At 61.5% G+C, this 17173-nt stretch carries 14 protein-coding genes; 8 read left to right on the plus strand and 6 right to left on the minus strand.

Going from position 1 to position 17173, the window contains the following annotated elements:
- The first annotated feature begins 123 nt into the window (after positions 1–123).
- The gene (locus CK910_RS04985) at positions 124–2670 is read left to right on the plus strand and encodes a putative bifunctional diguanylate cyclase/phosphodiesterase (protein ID WP_098981292.1); all 2547 of its coding nucleotides are present in this window, start codon (positions 124–126) and stop codon (positions 2668–2670) included.
- Between the two features lie 7 nt (positions 2671–2677).
- Here the strand turns inward: CK910_RS04985 and CK910_RS04990 are convergent, their stop codons facing one another.
- On the minus strand, positions 2678–3418 hold the full coding sequence (locus tag CK910_RS04990; RefSeq protein WP_098981294.1) for a substrate-binding periplasmic protein: 741 nt from the start codon (positions 3416–3418) through the stop codon (positions 2678–2680).
- Between the two features lie 76 nt (positions 3419–3494).
- Here CK910_RS04990 and CK910_RS04995 point away from each other — a divergent pair, with 76 nt between their 5' ends.
- The gene (locus CK910_RS04995; RefSeq protein WP_098981296.1) at positions 3495–4244 is read left to right on the plus strand and encodes a class I SAM-dependent methyltransferase; all 750 of its coding nucleotides are present in this window, start codon (positions 3495–3497) and stop codon (positions 4242–4244) included.
- Between the two features lie 73 nt (positions 4245–4317).
- Here the strand turns inward: CK910_RS04995 and CK910_RS05000 are convergent, their stop codons facing one another.
- The 4 genes from CK910_RS05000 to rhlB all read right to left on the minus strand — a co-directional run bounded on the left by CK910_RS05000 (position 4318) and on the right by rhlB (position 8568).
- Positions 4318–4572: a Rho-binding antiterminator gene (locus CK910_RS05000; RefSeq protein WP_098981298.1), complete on the minus strand. Its 255-nt coding sequence runs from the start codon at positions 4570–4572 to the stop codon at positions 4318–4320.
- A 16-nt stretch (positions 4573–4588) separates the two neighbouring features.
- The gene (locus tag CK910_RS05005; protein WP_172955241.1) at positions 4589–5566 is read right to left on the minus strand and encodes a DUF4382 domain-containing protein; all 978 of its coding nucleotides are present in this window, start codon (positions 5564–5566) and stop codon (positions 4589–4591) included.
- 208 nt (positions 5567–5774) lie between these two features.
- Positions 5775–7265 (minus strand): guanosine-5'-triphosphate,3'-diphosphate diphosphatase, encoded by a 1491-nt coding sequence (gppA, locus tag CK910_RS05010; protein WP_043135795.1) that lies wholly within the window; start codon positions 7263–7265, stop codon positions 5775–5777.
- A gap of 13 nt (positions 7266–7278) precedes the next feature.
- Positions 7279–8568: an ATP-dependent RNA helicase RhlB gene (gene rhlB, locus CK910_RS05015; RefSeq protein WP_042867371.1), complete on the minus strand. Its 1290-nt coding sequence runs from the start codon at positions 8566–8568 to the stop codon at positions 7279–7281.
- A 113-nt stretch (positions 8569–8681) separates the two neighbouring features.
- Here rhlB and trxA point away from each other — a divergent pair, with 113 nt between their 5' ends.
- From trxA to fre, 5 genes are all read left to right on the plus strand, one after another.
- The gene (gene trxA, locus CK910_RS05020; protein ID WP_005307306.1) at positions 8682–9008 is read left to right on the plus strand and encodes a thioredoxin TrxA; all 327 of its coding nucleotides are present in this window, start codon (positions 8682–8684) and stop codon (positions 9006–9008) included.
- A 206-nt stretch (positions 9009–9214) separates the two neighbouring features.
- Positions 9215–10480: a transcription termination factor Rho gene (rho, locus tag CK910_RS05025; protein ID WP_042036072.1), complete on the plus strand. Its 1266-nt coding sequence runs from the start codon at positions 9215–9217 to the stop codon at positions 10478–10480.
- A gap of 107 nt (positions 10481–10587) precedes the next feature.
- Positions 10588–11592, plus strand: a complete 1005-nt coding sequence (locus tag CK910_RS05030) for a hypothetical protein (RefSeq protein WP_098981303.1) — start codon at positions 10588–10590, stop codon at positions 11590–11592.
- 30 nt (positions 11593–11622) lie between these two features.
- Positions 11623–13092: a 4-hydroxy-3-polyprenylbenzoate decarboxylase gene (gene ubiD, locus CK910_RS05035; protein WP_043135797.1), complete on the plus strand. Its 1470-nt coding sequence runs from the start codon at positions 11623–11625 to the stop codon at positions 13090–13092.
- 214 nt (positions 13093–13306) lie between these two features.
- Positions 13307–14005, plus strand: coding sequence for an NAD(P)H-flavin reductase (fre, locus tag CK910_RS05040; protein ID WP_098981305.1), 699 nt, complete (start codon positions 13307–13309; stop codon positions 14003–14005).
- Positions 14006–14115: 110 nt separating this feature from the next.
- On the opposite strand, the gene ubiK is transcribed toward fre, so the two are convergent.
- Positions 14116–14373, minus strand: coding sequence for a ubiquinone biosynthesis accessory factor UbiK (ubiK, locus tag CK910_RS05045; RefSeq protein ID WP_042867376.1), 258 nt, complete (start codon positions 14371–14373; stop codon positions 14116–14118).
- 300 nt (positions 14374–14673) lie between these two features.
- Between ubiK and CK910_RS05050 the strand changes: the two genes are divergently transcribed.
- On the plus strand, positions 14674–17097 hold the full coding sequence (locus tag CK910_RS05050) for a VolA/Pla-1 family phospholipase (RefSeq protein ID WP_098981307.1): 2424 nt from the start codon (positions 14674–14676) through the stop codon (positions 17095–17097).
- Positions 17098–17173 lie beyond the last annotated feature (76 nt).

The raw sequence follows: 17173 nt of genomic DNA on the forward strand, positions 1-17173 counted from the left end.
AAAAGGGACCTTTTGGTCCCTTTTCTCAAGGCTTTTTAATATCTTGCGGAGTGCATGTTTGCACTGTCCCCGCCTCTTCAGTAGAGTCGGGTTCTACCTTCCAAGGAGAGAAAGAACCTTGCCATGAGGCGAGCACTCGAGTCTGTCTATCAAATCATCTCAAGTCTGTCTCATTCGAGTGGTCAGGGATATTTCGATACCTTTGTGAGTGAAATCGCAGCAGCGGTCAGGGCCGACTTCGTCCTGATTTCAGGTAGGGATCAAGCGGGGCTGTTTTTCAAGGTGCATGCCGCCCATCCCGCATCTCTCGACACCACCAACTTCAGCTTTCCGGTCAGCGCCACCCCGGGGGAAGTCACCCTGCAAGAGGGGGAGGCCTGGTTCAGCGATCGCGTCCAGCAGCTGTTTCCTCATGCCGTCGTGCTGCAGGCCTGGCATATTCAGGCCTATGCCGGTGTGGCCCTCAAGAATGCCCAGGGCGAGACCATAGGCATCTGCAGCGTGCTGTTCAAACAGCCGCTCGCCAACATGGACAAGGTGATGGGCTTGTTGCGGCTGCTGGCACCGCTGGCGGGCCGCGAGCTGGCGCTGATGTGCCAGTCGTTGCCGGTGCAGAGCCAGCCCGAGTATCACCACTTCCTGCACACCATGATGTCCCACGCCCCCGTGGGGATTGGCAAGCTGGATCTGGATGGCAGGATCCTCTGGACCAACCCGGCCATCGAAAAGATGCTGGGTTACAGCCAGAATGAGCTGCTGCACCGCACCGCCGCCGAGCTCAACCATCCGGAAGACTGGCTGCGCAGCGTCTCCTGTTACGCTGAGCTCAAGCGCGGCGAGCGTACCGCCTTCACCCAGGAGAAGCGCTACCTGCACCGGGACGGTCAGGTGTTGTGGGGGAGAGTCACAGTCACCCTGGTGCGGGATGATCAGCTGCAGCCCGACTACCTGATGGTGGTGCTGGAGAATATCGACCCCCTCAAGCGCCACGCCGAGCAACTCAAGCTCTCCCACCGGGTCTATGACAACCTCTCCGAAGCCATTCTGGTGTGCGATGCCGACAGCCGCATCATCTCGGTCAACCCGGCGTTCGAGCAGATCACTGGCTACAGCGAGACCGAGGTGTGCGGTCAGCGCCCCAGCCTGCTCAAGTCCGGGCTGCACGATCAGGCCTTCTACGCCGACATGTATCACGCGCTGGAGCGGGTAGGGGTCTGGCGTGGCGAGGTGTGGAACAAGCGCAAGAACGGCAAGCTCTATCCCCAGCAGCTGATGATCAGCACCCTGCGGGAAGGGGGCAGGATCAGCCAGTACATCGCCATCTTCAGCGATCTCTCCCAGACCAAGCTGGCGGAGCAGAAGATCGCCGCCCAGGCCAACTACGACAACCTCACCGGCCTGCCCAATCGCTGGCTGTTTGGCCGCTGCCTGAGCCGCTTCTGCGAGCGGGGCGAGCGCTTCGCGCTCATGGTGCTGGATCTCAACAACTTCAAGGCGGTCAACAACAGCATGGATCACCACGCCGGTGACGCCCTGCTGCGGGAGGTGTCGGATCGGCTGGTGAGCCGGGTACGCACCGAGGATCTGGTGGCCCGCATCGGCGGCGACGAGTTCGCCTTCCTGGTGCCCGGCATAGTCAACCGCCGCCAGGCCGAGGTGTTCGCCAAGCAGGTGATAGGCGGCTTCGCCCGTCCCTTCATGCTGGCCAATCAGCACCTCTATGTGACGGCCACCATAGGCATCACCCTCTGCCCCGGGGATGGCGTCGAGAGCGACGAGCTGCTGCGCAACGCCGAACAGGCGCTGTTTGCCGCCAAGCGACAGGGGCGCCTGCTCGGTACCTACTGCGCCTCCATGCGCGAGGAGGTGCGCCAGCGTCATCAGATGCAGCAGGATCTGGCGGAGGCCATCAAGCTGGAGCAGCTGACCATGGCCTATCAGCCGATCTGGGACAACCGCAGCGGCCGGGTGGCCAAGCTGGAGGCGCTGGTGCGCTGGTATCACCCGCATTGGGGCCAGGTCTCGCCGGCGGACTTCATTCCGCTGGCGGAGGAGGCGGGGCTCATCCAGGGGCTGGGGGCGCTGGTGCTCTGGCAGTCCTGCCGCGATCTGGCGCGGTTGCAGCAATCCGGCTTCCCGGATCTGCAGATGTCCATCAACCGCTCCACCCTGGAGTTCCAGACCATAGACCCGGAAGCGAGCGAGTGGCTCAAGGTGATCCACCACTTCGGGCTCGACCCCTGCGACATCGTCATCGAGATCACCGAATCCCTGCTGATGGAGACCAGCGATCAGCACAGGGTGCGGATCGATGCCCTGCGCGAGGCGGGCTGCAAGCTGGCCATCGACGACTTCGGCACCGGCTATTCGGCCCTCAACTACCTGCGCAACTTCCCGGTGGATCTGGTCAAGATTGACCGCGCCTTCGTGCGCCACATCCCGTTCAACGAACAGGACAGGCTGCTGCTCGACGGCATCATCAACATAGTGCACAACCTCGGCATGCAGGTGGTGATCGAGGGGGTGGAGACGCGCGAGCAGCTCAACTTCCTCTGCCAGAAGGGGTGTGCCTTCACCCAGGGCTTCCTGCTCAGCCGCCCGCTGGCCTATGACGACCTGATCGAATACCTGCAGCTCAACGACAAGAGCATGTTCCTGCAGATCAGCTAGCGGGCGATCACTCCGCCGGTTTCAGCTTGTCCTGCCTGCCTTTCAGCGTCCGATAGTCTTCGCCGAGATAACGCAGGTAGATGCGATCCAGTACCCCCTCCTCCAGCATCTGCTGCAGTGCCTTGCTGTATGCGGGCAGCAGCGCGGCCCTTTGCTCGCCAAAGCAGAGGTAGAGCGGGGTCGAGTCGATGAAGGGGGAGAGCGCGCGGATCGGCACGTCCTGCTCCTTCGACAAGATGGGAGCCGAGAAGTAATCCAGGATGATCATGTCGACCCGGCTCTTTTCGAGCAGCAACAGCAGCTGTTTGTCCGAGTGCGCCTTGATCGGCACCCAGCCGTCATAGTGTTTGATCTTCTCCGTGTAGTCATAGCCCCTCACCATGCCGACCTTCATCCCCCTGGCCATCTCCCATGAGAAGTTGTGCAGGGGGCTGTCGGTGCGCACATAGGCGGCCAAGGGATAAAAAGCGGTCGCGAGATCGGGGTGATGACAACCGGGCAGCGGGGCATTGTCGAGAATGCCGTCGGCGAGCCGGGTGCTGACATACTGCTCGCAGCGCCCCCATGGCAGCTCGATCAGGCTGAGCTTCATCCCCAGACGCCGGGCGACCTCCTGATGGATCTCGATGGAAATCCCCTCGGTCAGGCGCCCCTGCTCCGCATAGGAAAAGGGGGGCCAGTCCACCCCGCATACCTTCAGGTCTGTGCCGCTCTGGGCGGCGAGTAGCAAGGCGATGAGCAGGTGCATGGGGTTTCCTCCCTACAGCGATGGAAAGGGGCTGTGGTACACTCCCTTCACTGAACTTAGAACGCCTCCAAAGACCATGCAAATCCTCCTCGAAGACCCCGCCAAGGCCGCGCTGGCGCAAGCGCTGGCCAGCCAGCTTGACCAGACCGACTACCCCCAGTTCGCCCTGGTGTTTACGCCCGAGCGGCTGGAGCTGCGCAAGCTGGATGAGCCCAAACTGGGGGCCGTCTACGTGGACTTCGTGGAAGGAGCTGTGGCCCATCGCCGCAAGTTTGGCGGCGGACGGGGCCAGTCCATCGCCAAGGCGGTCGGGCTCAAGGCCGGGGCGACCCCGACCGTGGTGGATGCCACCGCCGGGCTGGGCCGCGACGCCTTCGTGCTGGCCTCCCTCGGCTGCAAGGTGACGCTGATCGAGCGCAGCCCCGTGGTGGCAGCCCTGCTGCAGGATGGGCTGATGCGGGCGGCGCAGGATCCCGAAATTGGCCCCTGGGTCAGCGAGCGGATGCGGCTGCTGCAAGGGCCGGCGGTGGACAACCTGCTGGCGTTGACCGAGCGGCCCGAGGTGGTCTATCTCGACCCCATGTTCCCCCACAAGCAGAAGTCGGCGCTGGTGAAAAAAGAGATGCGGGTATTCCAGTCGCTGGTGGGGCCGGATCTCGATGCGGATGCCCTGTTGCCGGCGGCCCTCAAGATGGCGGACAAGCGGGTGGTGGTGAAGCGGCCCGACTACGCGGGCTGGCTCAATGAGCAGAAACCCAGCATGGCCATCGAGACCAAGAGCAACCGCTTCGATGTCTACGTGATGGCGGCGCTGGCGGCGAGTTGACTGCCGGCCTGAGGTCGCGGGATGAAAAAGGAGGGCCAACAAGGTGTTGGCCCTCCTTTTTTAGGTTTGGCGTTCAGGTGGCGGGGGCGAAGCGGATCAGCTTCTCTTCCCCCTGCCAGACCAGGCTCAGGCTAGCCAGCTCGGCCAGGCTGAGCCGCTCGCCACTCTCCAGCAGCAGGTACTCGACGCCCTCGCTGGCTGTTATGGTGCGGATCTTGTCATCCCACAGACGACCATCGCGGCTGGTGAGCGTGACGGATAACTGCCAGCTGGCGGCGATCTCCAGCCAGTCGTAGAGGTCACAGCTGATGGGCTGGTAATCTGCCATGCTGTCTTGCCTCTCGCTACTGGAAGTTGATGCTGGTGGCGGGGGCCACTACCGCCTGACCCTTCAGCACCTGCTCCAGTTGCAGCGGATCGCCTGCCAGCTCGGGATCATCCTCGTTGCCATTGCAGACCAGGGCCAGATCGTAATTGCCGAGGTCAACAAAGCCCAGCTCGTAGCCAAAGCCACCTGCGGTCAAGGGCTGCACGGGGGCGCTGGCGTAGAAGCCGTTGTCGCTGTCGGCCATGTCGGGGTAGTTGTCATCGTTTCTCGGCTGATAGAGATAGACGAAGGCCTTGTCGGTCAGCTGACCGCCGCAGGCACCGCTCGCCACAGTGCCCTTGACGGTGGCGACCTGGGTATTGTTCACCAGCCGCACCCCTCTGGGCTTGAGCTTGTAATACTGCTCGTGGCCCGGCAGCACCATGGCGTGGCGCAGGTCGAACTCTGTGGTGAAGGCGCTGAGACCGTTGGCGGCTATGGTGAAGGCGTCCAGCTTGAGCTCGCTGCTGGGCACCTCCAGCGGCTTGATCACCCCATCATCCTGTTTGACGTAGGAGTAGGGGGTGCCACCCAGAAACTGGTTGCTGACCTCCCGTCCATCCAGCACTCGCAGCCGCATCTGGCTGTAGTCACCGGGTACCACGCTCTGGCTGGCCAGCAGGGGACGGCTGGTGGAGCCCTGGTATTGCAGCAGATCTATGTAGGTGAACAGGGGATGTCCCGCGCTGTCGAGGGGAATTGTCTCCCCCGTCGGCGTGCAACCGTCGTCCTGGGCCGAGGTCAGGAAGCTGGCGGTTGTCCAGCCCAGCTCGGTGCCCGTCACTGGGTGAATACTGATGCTGGAGACGGCGATGCAGACCTTGCTGACCGCATCCACGGGGGCATCGGAGAAGGCCAGCGACAGCTGGGCATTCTGCTGGCTGTTGTTGTCACCGCCGCCACCACCACAGGCAGTCAGCAGGGCGGTCAGGCCTATCAGAGTCAAAGGTTTCATAGCGTCCATTCCTGTTTGAGAGACGATCCTACTCTAGCCGAGATGGAGAAACTGGGTAGAGTGCAAGACGATCAGGAGGGGCATGATCGAGCTGAAAAGCCAATGAAATCAAAGACAAGTCTTGAATGAAGCTCTGTATGGCTGCGAAAGGGATTGTCGGAACAGGTGAGGCGGGGTGAAAAGGGGAGCTGATTGGGCGCGGGCCCAATCAGGCTTCCAGCAAGCGGGTGGGCCAGCCCAGCTTCTGCTGGCGTTCCACTTCGAGCCGCAATTCGCTGGCGCGCAGGTAGTGCTCATCCAGCCAGCCCTTGGGCAGGGTCAGGGTCAGCGCCTCTTCATCGGCCTGCAGGGTGAAGCTGGGGACTGTGCCCTGGGTGCGACGCATGCAGAGGATCAGCGAGATGCGCAGAATGCGGGCCAGCCGGATCGCCTGACGACCGGTGACGGCGCCCTGCTTCTCCAGGGTTTCCAGCTTTAATTCGTCCCGCTGGTTGAACAGCAGGGCCGACAACAGCTTCTTTTGCGCAGGGGTGAAGCCAGGCATGTCGATGTTGTCGATGATGTAGGCGGCGTGTTGCGGCGCCTTCTTGTACTCGATGCAGAGGCCAATCTCGTGCAGCAGAGCCGCATAACGCAGGATGGGGCGACCGTAACGTTTCGAGAGGCGCCAGCTCGGCTGCAGCTGGGTGAAGGCCTCGATGGCGGTGTCGCGCACCCGCTCGGCGTGTTCCTTGTCCAGCTGATAACGGCTGATCAGGCTGTCGGCGGTGCGATCCCGGGCATCACAGTCGTGATTGTTGCCGAGCAGACCGTAGATCAGCCCTTCCCGCAAGGCGCCGCCCGCCAGGGTCATGCTCTCGATGCCGAGAGTCTCGAAGATGGCGATCAGGATGGCGAGGCCGGAGGGGAACACGGTCAGCCGCTCGGCCGCCAGCCCTTCCAGCTGCAGCCGGTCCAGCCTGCCGCAGGCGATGGCCTGACCCATCAGCTCCTGCAGTTTCGGCAGTGTGACCCGCTCGCTCTTCCCTTGCGCCAGCATGATCTCCTGCAGCGCCTGTACCGTGCCGGAGGCGCCGACGCAGGTGCGCCAGCCCAGGGTGCGGTAATCTTCCGCCACCTTCTCCAGCACTGCCTTGGCGGCCGCGATGGCCTGCCCGAAGCGGGCTTCACTCAGCTCGCCATCACCGAAGTGGTTGTTGAGCCAGGTGACGCAGCCCATGTGCAGGCTGTTGAGCAGTTTCGCTTCGCTGTGCTCGCCGATCACCAGCTCTGTGCTGGCGCCGCCTATGTCGATCACCAGTCGGTTGCCTTCCCCGGCAGAGGTCCAGGAGACCCCCTCGTAGATGGTCTTGGCCTCTTCCTCGCCCGAGATGATCTCTATGCTGTGGTTGAGCACCCGTTCCGCTTCGCTGAGGAACTCGTCGACATTGGTGGCAAGGCGCAAGGTGGCTGTGCCCACCACCCGGATGTTGTCGGCCGGAATGTCCTGCAACTGCTCGGAGAACAGGCGCAGACAGTCCCAGCCCCGCTCCATGGCGGCACGGCTGAGACGAAATTCCGGATCGAGCCCGGCGGCGAGGCGAACCTTGCGCTTGACCTTGGTGACGGTGCGCAGCGCACCGGCGACCTCGCGCACCACCAGCATATGAAAGCTGTTGGAGCCGAGGTCGATGGCGGCATAGAGCGGCGAGTTGTACAACTGTGCCTGTCCTTCAGCTCTTGCGCGGCGGACGACGACGGTTGTTGCTGTTGCCACCGCCCTGGCGATCCCGCATGTTGCGGTTCACCGGCTGACGGTTGCGAACGACCCGTTTCGGTGCGGTCACGTCATCCAGCAGCGCCTCGCGGTCATACTTGCTGACCGGGATCGGGTGGTGGATGTACTCCTCTATGGCCGGCAGGTTGAAGGCATAGTCTTCACAGGCCAGGCTGATGGAGTGACCGCTCTTGCCGGCACGACCGGTACGACCGATACGGTGTACATAGTCCTCGGCGTCGTCGGGCAGGTCGTAGTTGAAGACGTGGGTCACGTCCGGGATGTGCAGACCACGGGCGGCCACGTCGGTGGCGACCAGGATGTCCAGCGTCCCCTTGGTGAAGTCTTCCAGGATCTTCATCCGCTTCTTCTGCGGCACGTCACCGGTCAGCAGACCGACGCGGTGGCCGTCATTCTCCAGCCACGCATGCACGTCTTCACAGACATGCTTGGTGTTGGCGAAGACGATGGCCTTTTCCGGCCACTCTTCTTCCATCAGGGAGAGCAACAACAGCATCTTGTCTTCGTTGGAGGGGTAGAACAGCTCCTCCTTGATGCGCACGCCCGTCATCTGCTCAGGCTCCACCTGCACGTGTTCCGGGTGGTTCATGTGCTCGTAGGCCAGCTCCTGCACCCGCAGGGAGAGGGTGGCGGAGAACAGCATGCTCAGCCGCTCGGTCGGCGCCGGCATGCGGCGGAACAGGAAACGTATGTCCTTGATGAAGCCCAGATCGAACATGCGATCCGCTTCGTCCAGTACCACGACCTGAATGTTGCTCAGATCGATGACCTTGGACTTGAAGTAGTCGATGATGCGGCCCGTGGTGCCGATCAGGATGTCGACGCCCTGCTCCAGCACGGCCAGCTGCTTGTCGTAACCTTCGCCGCCGTAGGCGAGGCCAAGCTTGAGGCCGGTAGAGGCGGCTATGCTGTCGGCATCGTTGTAGATCTGTACTGCCAGTTCCCGGGTGGGTGCCATTATGATGGCTCTGGGTTGGTTAACCAGACGGGGATTGGTCAGCGGGTGGGTCAGCAAATAGTTGAATGTCGCGGCCAGGAAGGCAATGGTCTTGCCGGTTCCTGTCTGGGCCTGACCGGCGAGGTCATGGCCTTCTACCAGCAGTGGCAGAGACAGTGCCTGGATGGGCGTGCAATAGTGAAATCCCTTTGATTCCAGACCAGCCAGAACTTCGGGTTCGAGGCCCATTTGGGCGAATTTTTCGGTCGTTAAGTGTGTTTTGCTCATGGCGGTAGGTTATCAGGTTAGGCTTGCAATAATAAACAGGATCATTTCAAATAGGGCAACTATTGCCTTTGTTGATACGTCAATAAAGCCTTAATTACTGACTGGAGTTGGAGATGAGTGACAAGATTGTTCAGCTGAGCGATGCCAGCTTCGAGGCAGATGTAATCAAAGCCGATGGCGCCGTTCTGGTCGACTTCTGGGCCGAATGGTGTGGTCCGTGCAAGATGATTGCCCCGATCCTGAACGAAGTCGCCCAAGAGTATGCCGGTCGTGTGACTGTGGCGAAATTGAACATCGACCATAACGCCGACACTCCGCCCAAGTATGGCATTCGCGGTATTCCGACCCTCTTGCTGTTCAAGAATGGCGAAGTGGCAGCGACCAAGGTCGGTGCCCTGTCCAAGACTCAGCTGAAAGAGTTTCTGGACGGTAACCTGTAATAATCAAAAAGGAGCGCATTGCAATAATGCGCTCCTTGTGTTTTATCACCTAGACGCTCATCCCGATTGGTGCTAGTTTATCGTTCGTTTGCTAACCTTTTTGCCTGACTCTTTGCTTAACAACAGCCCGGCAAATCAAATCCGATCAGCATCAATCCAGCAGACTGTCTCCTCATTTCAATCCTTGCTTACAGACTTTCACCACTATGAATCTGACTGAATTAAAGAACACTCCTGTGTCCGAGCTGGTCAAGCTTGGCGAATCCATGGGGTTAGAAAATCTGGCTCGGGCGCACAAGAAAGATATTATTTTCGCGATCCTCAAGGCGCATGCCAAGGGTGGTGAGGATATCTTTGGCGACGGTGTGCTGGAAATCCTGACCGATGGTTTTGGCTTCCTGCGCAGTGCAGACGGCTCCTATCTGGCAGGCCCGGACGATATCTATGTCTCCCCGAGCCAGATCCGCCGCTTCAACTTGCGTACCGGCGATACCATCTCCGGCAAGATCCGGCCACCGAAAGAGGGCGAACGTTATTTCGCGCTGCTCAAGGTCAACGAGGTCAACTACGACCGTCCGGAAAACGCCCGCAACAAGATCCTGTTCGAAAACCTGACTCCCCTGCATGCCAACGAGCGTCTGCGCATGGAACGGGGCAATGGTTCGACCGAAGATATCACGGCCCGTGTGCTGGACCTGGCTTCCCCCATAGGTAAAGGCCAGCGCGGCCTGATCGTGGCACCGCCCAAGGCCGGTAAGACAATGCTGCTGCAGAACATCGCCCAGAGCATCGCCTACAACCACCCGGACTGCGAACTGATCGTCCTGCTGATCGACGAGCGTCCGGAAGAAGTGACCGAGATGCAGCGCATGGTGAAGGGTGAAGTCATTGCTTCCACCTTCGACGAGCCGGCATCCCGTCACGTCCAGGTCGCCGAGATGGTGATCGAGAAGGCCAAGCGCCTGGTCGAGCACAAGAAGGACGTGGTGATCCTGCTGGACTCCATCACCCGTCTGGCCCGTGCCTACAACACCGTCATCCCCTCATCCGGCAAGGTACTGACCGGTGGTGTGGACGCCAACGCCCTGCACAGACCCAAGCGTTTCTTCGGCGCCGCGCGTAATGTTGAGGAAGGCGGCAGCCTGACCATCATAGCGACCGCGCTGGTTGATACCGGTTCCAAGATGGACGAGGTTATCTACGAAGAGTTCAAGGGTACCGGCAACATGGAACTGCACCTCTCGCGCAAGATTGCCGAGAAGCGCGTCTACCCGGCCATCGACATCACCCGCTCCGGCACCCGGAAGGAAGAGTTGCTGACTACCGGTGACGAGCTGCAGAAGATGTGGATCCTGCGCAAGATCATTCACCCCATGGGGGAGATCGACAGCATAGAGTTCCTGATCGACAAGTTGGCTGCCACCAAGACCAACGACGAATTCTTTGACTCCATGCGGCGTCAACAGAAGTAATCCGGTCGGAGAATGACGAAACCGCGGCTCAGGTCGCGGTTTTTGTTTATCTATTTTCCGGTCGCTTGAGTAGTATGAAACCTCGATGTCACAAGGACAGGGACGTCATGAAGCTGGTACTCCTGATATGGCTCGGTTGGCTGATGGGCATGCCGGTGCATGCTGCCCCCTCGGTGGTCAAGTCCGAGCTGGTCGCCGATGAAGGGCTGCAGGGCCATCTCGACTATCTGGGCAGTCGTCTGCAGCAGGGGCAGTTTGCCGCCATGGACTCGCTGCTGGACTCGCTGGCCGTGGGCCAGCGGGAATACCTGCTGTGCCGGTTGCTGGCCACCCTGGATGCCAGCCCCAGAGCGAGTTCCCCCGAACTGCTGGCCTGGGTGCGCGCCCAGTCGGTCAAGGCGCCCCGCTGGCTGGTGGAGAAGGAGGTGGACGGTTTTCTGATCCAGCAGCCCGCCTATGATTTTGCCGCCGCGGCGCGGCTGGTGCTGAGCCGCTGGCAGCAACAGGCCTGGCAGGACAACTACCGTCAGTTGCTGGAACAGAACAGCTTCGAATTCAAACAGATCTACAACAGCCGCAACCCGGACCTGGCCCAGCAGCAGCAGGCGTTGCTGGCGGTACTCGAGCGGCAGCCGCTCTTTGTCTTGCAGCGCGAGGCGCGCAAGCTGGCTGCCATGAGCATCTTCCTGCCCGACAACCAGCTGTTGCGACAGCTGCTCGAGCGCACCGGCGACAGCGCCCTCTATCAGAAGTTGTGGCACCAGCCGGTGGATCACGACAGCGTTGCCGCCCTTCGGAGCGTGGCCCGTTTTCACCAGGGGCAGGCGGCGAGCGACCTGCTGATCGCCGCCAGCCGCAACGGCCGCCTGAAACTGCCCGCCCTGCAACAACTCAGCCAGCTCTCACCCCTGCCCGACACGGCGCAGCAGTTCCTGTTGGCCGAGCTCGGCAATCGTCAGTACAGCGGTCAGGTAGCAAGTCTGCTGTTGCAGATGGATGAACCCAGGCTGCTGGCTCAGCTCGCCGATCGGCTCACCCGGCAGGAAAAGCGCCATGCAAGTCCTGTGATGCTGCCCGATACGGGTACACCCGTCGCCCCGCCAGGGTTATAATGCGGCATCGCCTGAACACAGGGTACCTGCATGAAATACAAGGATTTGCGTGATTTCATCGCGCAGCTGGAACAAAACGGACAACTCAAGCGCATCACCCGCGAGATAGATCCCTATCTGGAAATGACGGAGATCAGCGATCGCACCCTGCGTGCGGGTGGCCCGGCCCTGCTGTTCGAAAATCCCAAAGGTTACCGCATGCCGGTGCTGACCAACCTGTTCGGCACCCCGGATCGGGTCGCCATGGGCATGGGCCAGCCCAACGTCGGCGCCCTGCGCCAGGTCGGGGTCTGGCTCTCCTACCTGAAGGAGCCCGAGCCGCCGCGCGGCCTCAAGGAGCTGATGGAGAAGCTGCCCATCTTCAAGCAGGTGCTCAACATGCCGACCAAGCGGCTCTCCTCCGCCCCTTGTCAGCAGGTGGTGCTGGAAGGGGAGGCGGTCGATCTGGACCAGATCCCGATCCAGCACTGCTGGCCCGGCGATGTGGCGCCTCTGGTCACCTGGGGCCTCACCATCACCCGCGGTCCCTACAAGAAGCGCCAGAACCTCGGTATCTACCGTCAGCAGAAGATCGGCAAGAACAAGCTGATCATGCGCTGGCTGGATCACCGCGGCGGTGCCATCGATTTTCGCGAGTGGCAGGAAGCCCATCCGGGCGAGCGCTTCCCCGTGGTGGTGGCACTGGGTGCCGATCCTGCGACCATACTCGGCGCTGTGACGCCTGTGCCTGACTCTCTCTCCGAATATGCGTTTGCCGGTCTGCTGCGCGGCAGCCGCACCGAGGTGGTGAAGGCGCTGAGCTGTGAGCTGGAGGTGCCCGCCAGCGCCGAAATCGTGCTGGAAGGCTATCTGGAGCCGGGGGAGATGGCTCCCGAAGGGCCTTATGGGGATCACACCGGCTACTACAACGAGGTGGACGAGTTCCCTGTCTTCACCATCACCCACATGACCATGCGTCGCGATGCCATCTATCACAGCACTTACACGGGCCGACCGCCCGATGAGCCGGCGGTGCTCGGGGTGGCGCTGAACGAGGTGTTCGTGCCGCTGCTGCAGAAGCAGTTCCCCGAAATTGTGGACTTCTACCTGCCGCCGGAAGGCTGCTCCTACCGGATGGCGGTGGTGACCATCAAGAAGCGTTACCCAGGCCATGCCAAGCGGGTGATGCTGGGAGTCTGGTCCTTCCTGCGCCAGTTCATGTACACCAAGTTCGTGATCGTCTGCGACGACGACATCAACGCCCGCGACTGGAAGGATGTGATCTGGGCCATCACCACCCGGATGGACCCGGCCCGGGATACCACCCTGATCGAGCACACCCCGATCGACTATCTGGACTTCGCCTCGCCCGTCTCCGGTCTTGGCTCCAAGATGGGGCTGGATGCCACCAACAAGTGGCCGGGGGAGACCAACCGCGAGTGGGGGCAACCCATAGTCCAGGACGAGGCGGTGAAGCAGAAGGTGGATGCCATCTGGGACGAGCTGGCTATTCTCGGCTAGGCCCGGCTGCCTGGGATTTATATCACTCGGGCCGGGTCGAACATGCCCGGCCAGCCAGAGGATCCGCGGTGCCACCGCCGTTCTGGTGCAAAAGGTTGATGATCTCCGAGCGGAATTGGGTATGCTCGGGGAACCTGACCAGCTGCACTGGTCGTCAGTCCACAGTGAATCAATGAGCGAAAGCGGGCCGAGCGAGCCCGTCACAAGGATAAGAATGCAACGTATCAAGTGCCGCGTAGAGGAACTGCGCGAATATGTCGACACCATCTGGCACGTGGCCCTGACGCCGCAGCAAGCGGTCAGCTTCAAGCCGGGCCAGTATCTGCTGGTGGTGATGAGCGATTCGGACAAGCGCCCCTTCTCCATCGCCAACTCACCGACCCGCCCCGGCGTGCTGGAGCTGCAGATCGGTGCCACCCCCGAGAACGCTTATGCAGGTCAGGTACTGGCCCGCATGCGCGAGCAGGGCGAGATAGAGATTGAACTGGCGGCAGGCAAGGCCTTCCTGCGGGAAGAGTCGCCCCGTCCGTTGATCCTGATGGCGGGGGGAACCGGCTTCTCCTATGCCCGCTCCATTCTGGAGTTCCTGATCGATACCGGCAGCAAGCGCCCTGTGTTCTTCTACTGGGGCGTGCGCCAGGCGCACTGGCTCTATGAACAGGAGCAGATGCAGCAGTGGGCGCGCGACTATGCACCGCTGACCTTCATCCCCGTGGTGCAGGAGCCGGAAGCGGATTGGACCGGCAAGACGGGGCTGGTGCACAAGGCCATCATGGATGACTTCGTCAGTCTGCATGACTACGACATCTATGTGGCCGGCCGTTTCGAGATGGCCGGCGCGGCGCGGGAGGAGTTCAAGATCCTCGGTGCCGAGCCTGAGCGCATCTTTGGCGACGCCTACGAGTTTATCTGAGCGCTAGCCGAGGGCGATTTACCAGTCTCTTCGGCGAGCCAGAAACAACAAACCCCAGCCTGGCTGGGGTTTGTTTTATGCGCCGAGCGAGCCGGCGATGTCAGCGTTTGTTACTCGCCTTTGGCGCCGAGCTGCTGTTCCAGCTGCGTCAGCTTGGCCTCGAGGGCGGTCAGCTTCTCGCGGGTGCGCAGCAGCACCTTGGTCTGCACGTCAAACTCCTCGCGACTGACCAGATCCAGCTTGTTGAGCTGGGACTGCAACACCTGACGGATCTTCTTCTCCACCTCTTCACCCATGCTGCGAATGCCGGGCGGCAGGGAGTTGTGCACCTGTTTGGCGATCTCTTCCAGTTTCTTCGGGTCGATCATGTGGTTCTCCTTAAGCAATGGCGACATTCTACCGACAATTCAGCCGCTTTGCCGAGATCGGGGTGGCTTTTTGCCATCAGGAGCAGGGGAGTCGCTGGTCGGGTCTGGTATCCGGAATGAAGCTGTTAACCTATCGAGTCCCGTTTCTATTCCAATTCCTTGATGTTGTACACAAAAAAAGCAGATCAGATGACCGACCAGACGCTTAACAATTGTTGCGTTGCTGTTAAGATGGTTCGGTCGGGTTTTCACCCTCCCCCGTCAGCACATCATGGATAACAACTAAAAAGAGATAAGGATATGAAAAAGAAGCTAATTTATGCCGCAGTTGTCAGTGCCCTGTTGGCTGGCTGTGGTGGCAGTGACGATAACAAAGGCGACACCTCAAGCTATCTCGACTATCTGTTGACCGGTTCCAACGCTGTGCGCCCCAGCGCCCTGGCGGCCCGGGCCAGCGATGGTACCCTGAAATTCTCCACCGAGACCGCGGATCTCTCCAACCCCGTCTCCGCCATGTCGACCCTGGATGGCTGGTCCACGACCCAGGCTATCCAGATCGTGCCAGTGACTTCATCCGGCATCCAGGTGCAGGCCCCGGCCGCGGCCGAGTTTGCCGCCTCGGTGGCACCGCTCTACCTGCTGGAGCTGAGCTTTGACAGTGCCGCCCTGCGCCCGAATGGCGTGAAGAAGGTGCTGACCTACGGCGTGGACTTCGTGGTCGCCGCCTCGGCCGGCAAGCTGAACCTGGTTCCGCTCAAGCCGTTGAACCCGTCCTCCTACTACATGATAGTGGCCACCGATTCGCTGAAAGACAGCCGTGGCGATGCCCTCAAGGCAGGCAGTGACTACGGCAACTACAAGAACAACGTAGGCAGCAATGCCCAGGAGCAGACCATCAACGGTCTGATCGCGCTGCAGGAAGGGCTGTTCAAGGCCGCGACCGGCATAGCGACGGATCATGTGATCTTCTCCGACTGGTTCGGCACCCAATCTGGCGCCGATGTGCTGGTGGCGGTGAAGGGGGCTGCGGCGTCCGTGCTCAAGGCCGACCCCGTTACCCTGGATGCCGCCAAGCTTTGGAAGCAGGATGCCCTGGGCAACACCAGCCTGCCAGGCACCTATACCCTGGCCGTGACTGGCAACAATGCCTTCCTGACCCAGCTGGATGCCGAGCAGTTCCTGCCGCAGGAGCAGAAAGACGCGATCGCCACCGCCTTTGGCCCTGGCACTCCGCTCAATCCCATTGCCCAGGGCACCAAGGTCTATACCGGCACCGTCAAGCTGCCTTACTTCCTCTCCTCGCCGGCCACCGCCGGTTCCTGGAGCAAGGCCAAGACCCAGTCCTGGCACGGTGCCATCCCCAGCCTGTACGCCATCGCCAATGCGCTGAAGGCGTCTGACAGCGAAGTGATCGGTGGGCTGGTGGGGGCGGGTGTGGATCCGGCCCTGCTGGCGACGCTGATTGCCGATCCGACCCGTCAGGCCGAGCTGCTGGCCGAAGCGAGCAAGCTGATCGGGGTGACCCTCACCTCCGGCGGCAAGCCGCTGGATGCCGAGCAGAACATAGGCCGCTTCAACCCGCTGCCGATGCTGGAAGAGGTGCAATCCGTGCCGATGCGCGTCTTCGCCAAGGATGCCCTCAACACCATCACGGATGTCATCATCTATCAGCACGGCGTGACCTCGGTGAAAGAGAACGCCTACGCGCTGGCACTGGGCCAGATCTATGCCGGCATGCAGGCGGGCAAGAAGGTGGCGCTGGTGGTGATCGATCATCCGCTGCACGGTGAGCGTGGCTTCGCTCTGAGTGGCAGCATGGATACTGTGACCACCCCGGACAACCCGACGCCGTACCTGAACCTGAGCTACCTGACAGTGGCGCGGGACAACCTGAAACAGAGCGTGGCGGACCTGCTGGGTCTGCGTCTGGCGGTTGGCCTGGCCAACGCCAAGAGCGCCATCGGGACGCCCGGCAACCTCAAGGTGCACTTCCTGGGTCACTCCCTGGGGGCCATTTCGGGTACCAACCTGCTGGCGGTCGCCAACCAGACCCTGGGCAACGCGCAGGCGGATGCCCTGTTCAAGTTCGACACCGGTGGTCTGGCCATGCCGGGTGGCGGCATAGCGCCGCTGCTGCTGAACTCGCCGACCTTCGGCCCGACCATCAAGATGGGCGTGCTGACCAGCGGCAGTGCCGAGCTGAAGGCCGGTTTCACCGCCTATGCTCCCAACTGCCAGACGGCGGTACCGACCTGCTTCGTCAACGAGTTCCTGCCGAGCCTGGACGCGGCCACTCAGGCGACCGCAGCCAGCACGCTGCAGAGCTACAGCTTTGCGGCCCAGTCGGTGCTGGATTCGGCTGACCCGATCAACCTCGGCCGTGGCATCAAGGCGGACTTCCCGCTGTTTGCCACCGAGATCGTGGGTGACGGTGCCCTGAGCCTGTCGGATCAGGTGATCCCGAACAGCATAGCGTCCGCCCCGCTGGGTGGTACCGAGCCGCTGTTCAAGGTGCTGGCGCTGCAACCCCTGACCGCCACAGGCGCGGCCAGCCACAACGCGGCCCGCTTCGTGGCCGGTGGTCACAGCTCGCTGCTGGCACCGGACGAGAACTTCGATCCGAGTGGCGACGTCACCACAGAGATGCAGTCCCAGTTCGGCAGCTTCTTCATGAGTGGCGGTACCGCGGTCAAGGTGACCAATGGCGGTCTGCTCAAGCAGTAAGCCAGTCGGCCAATAAAAACGCCGCCCTTAGGGGCGGCGTTTTGTTTTCTGGCGTAAAAACAGTGGCAGCAGGCTG

The sequence above is a fragment of the Aeromonas sp. CA23 genome, assembly GCF_002587065.1.
Classification (GTDB): Bacteria; Pseudomonadota; Gammaproteobacteria; order Enterobacterales; family Aeromonadaceae; genus Aeromonas; species Aeromonas bestiarum.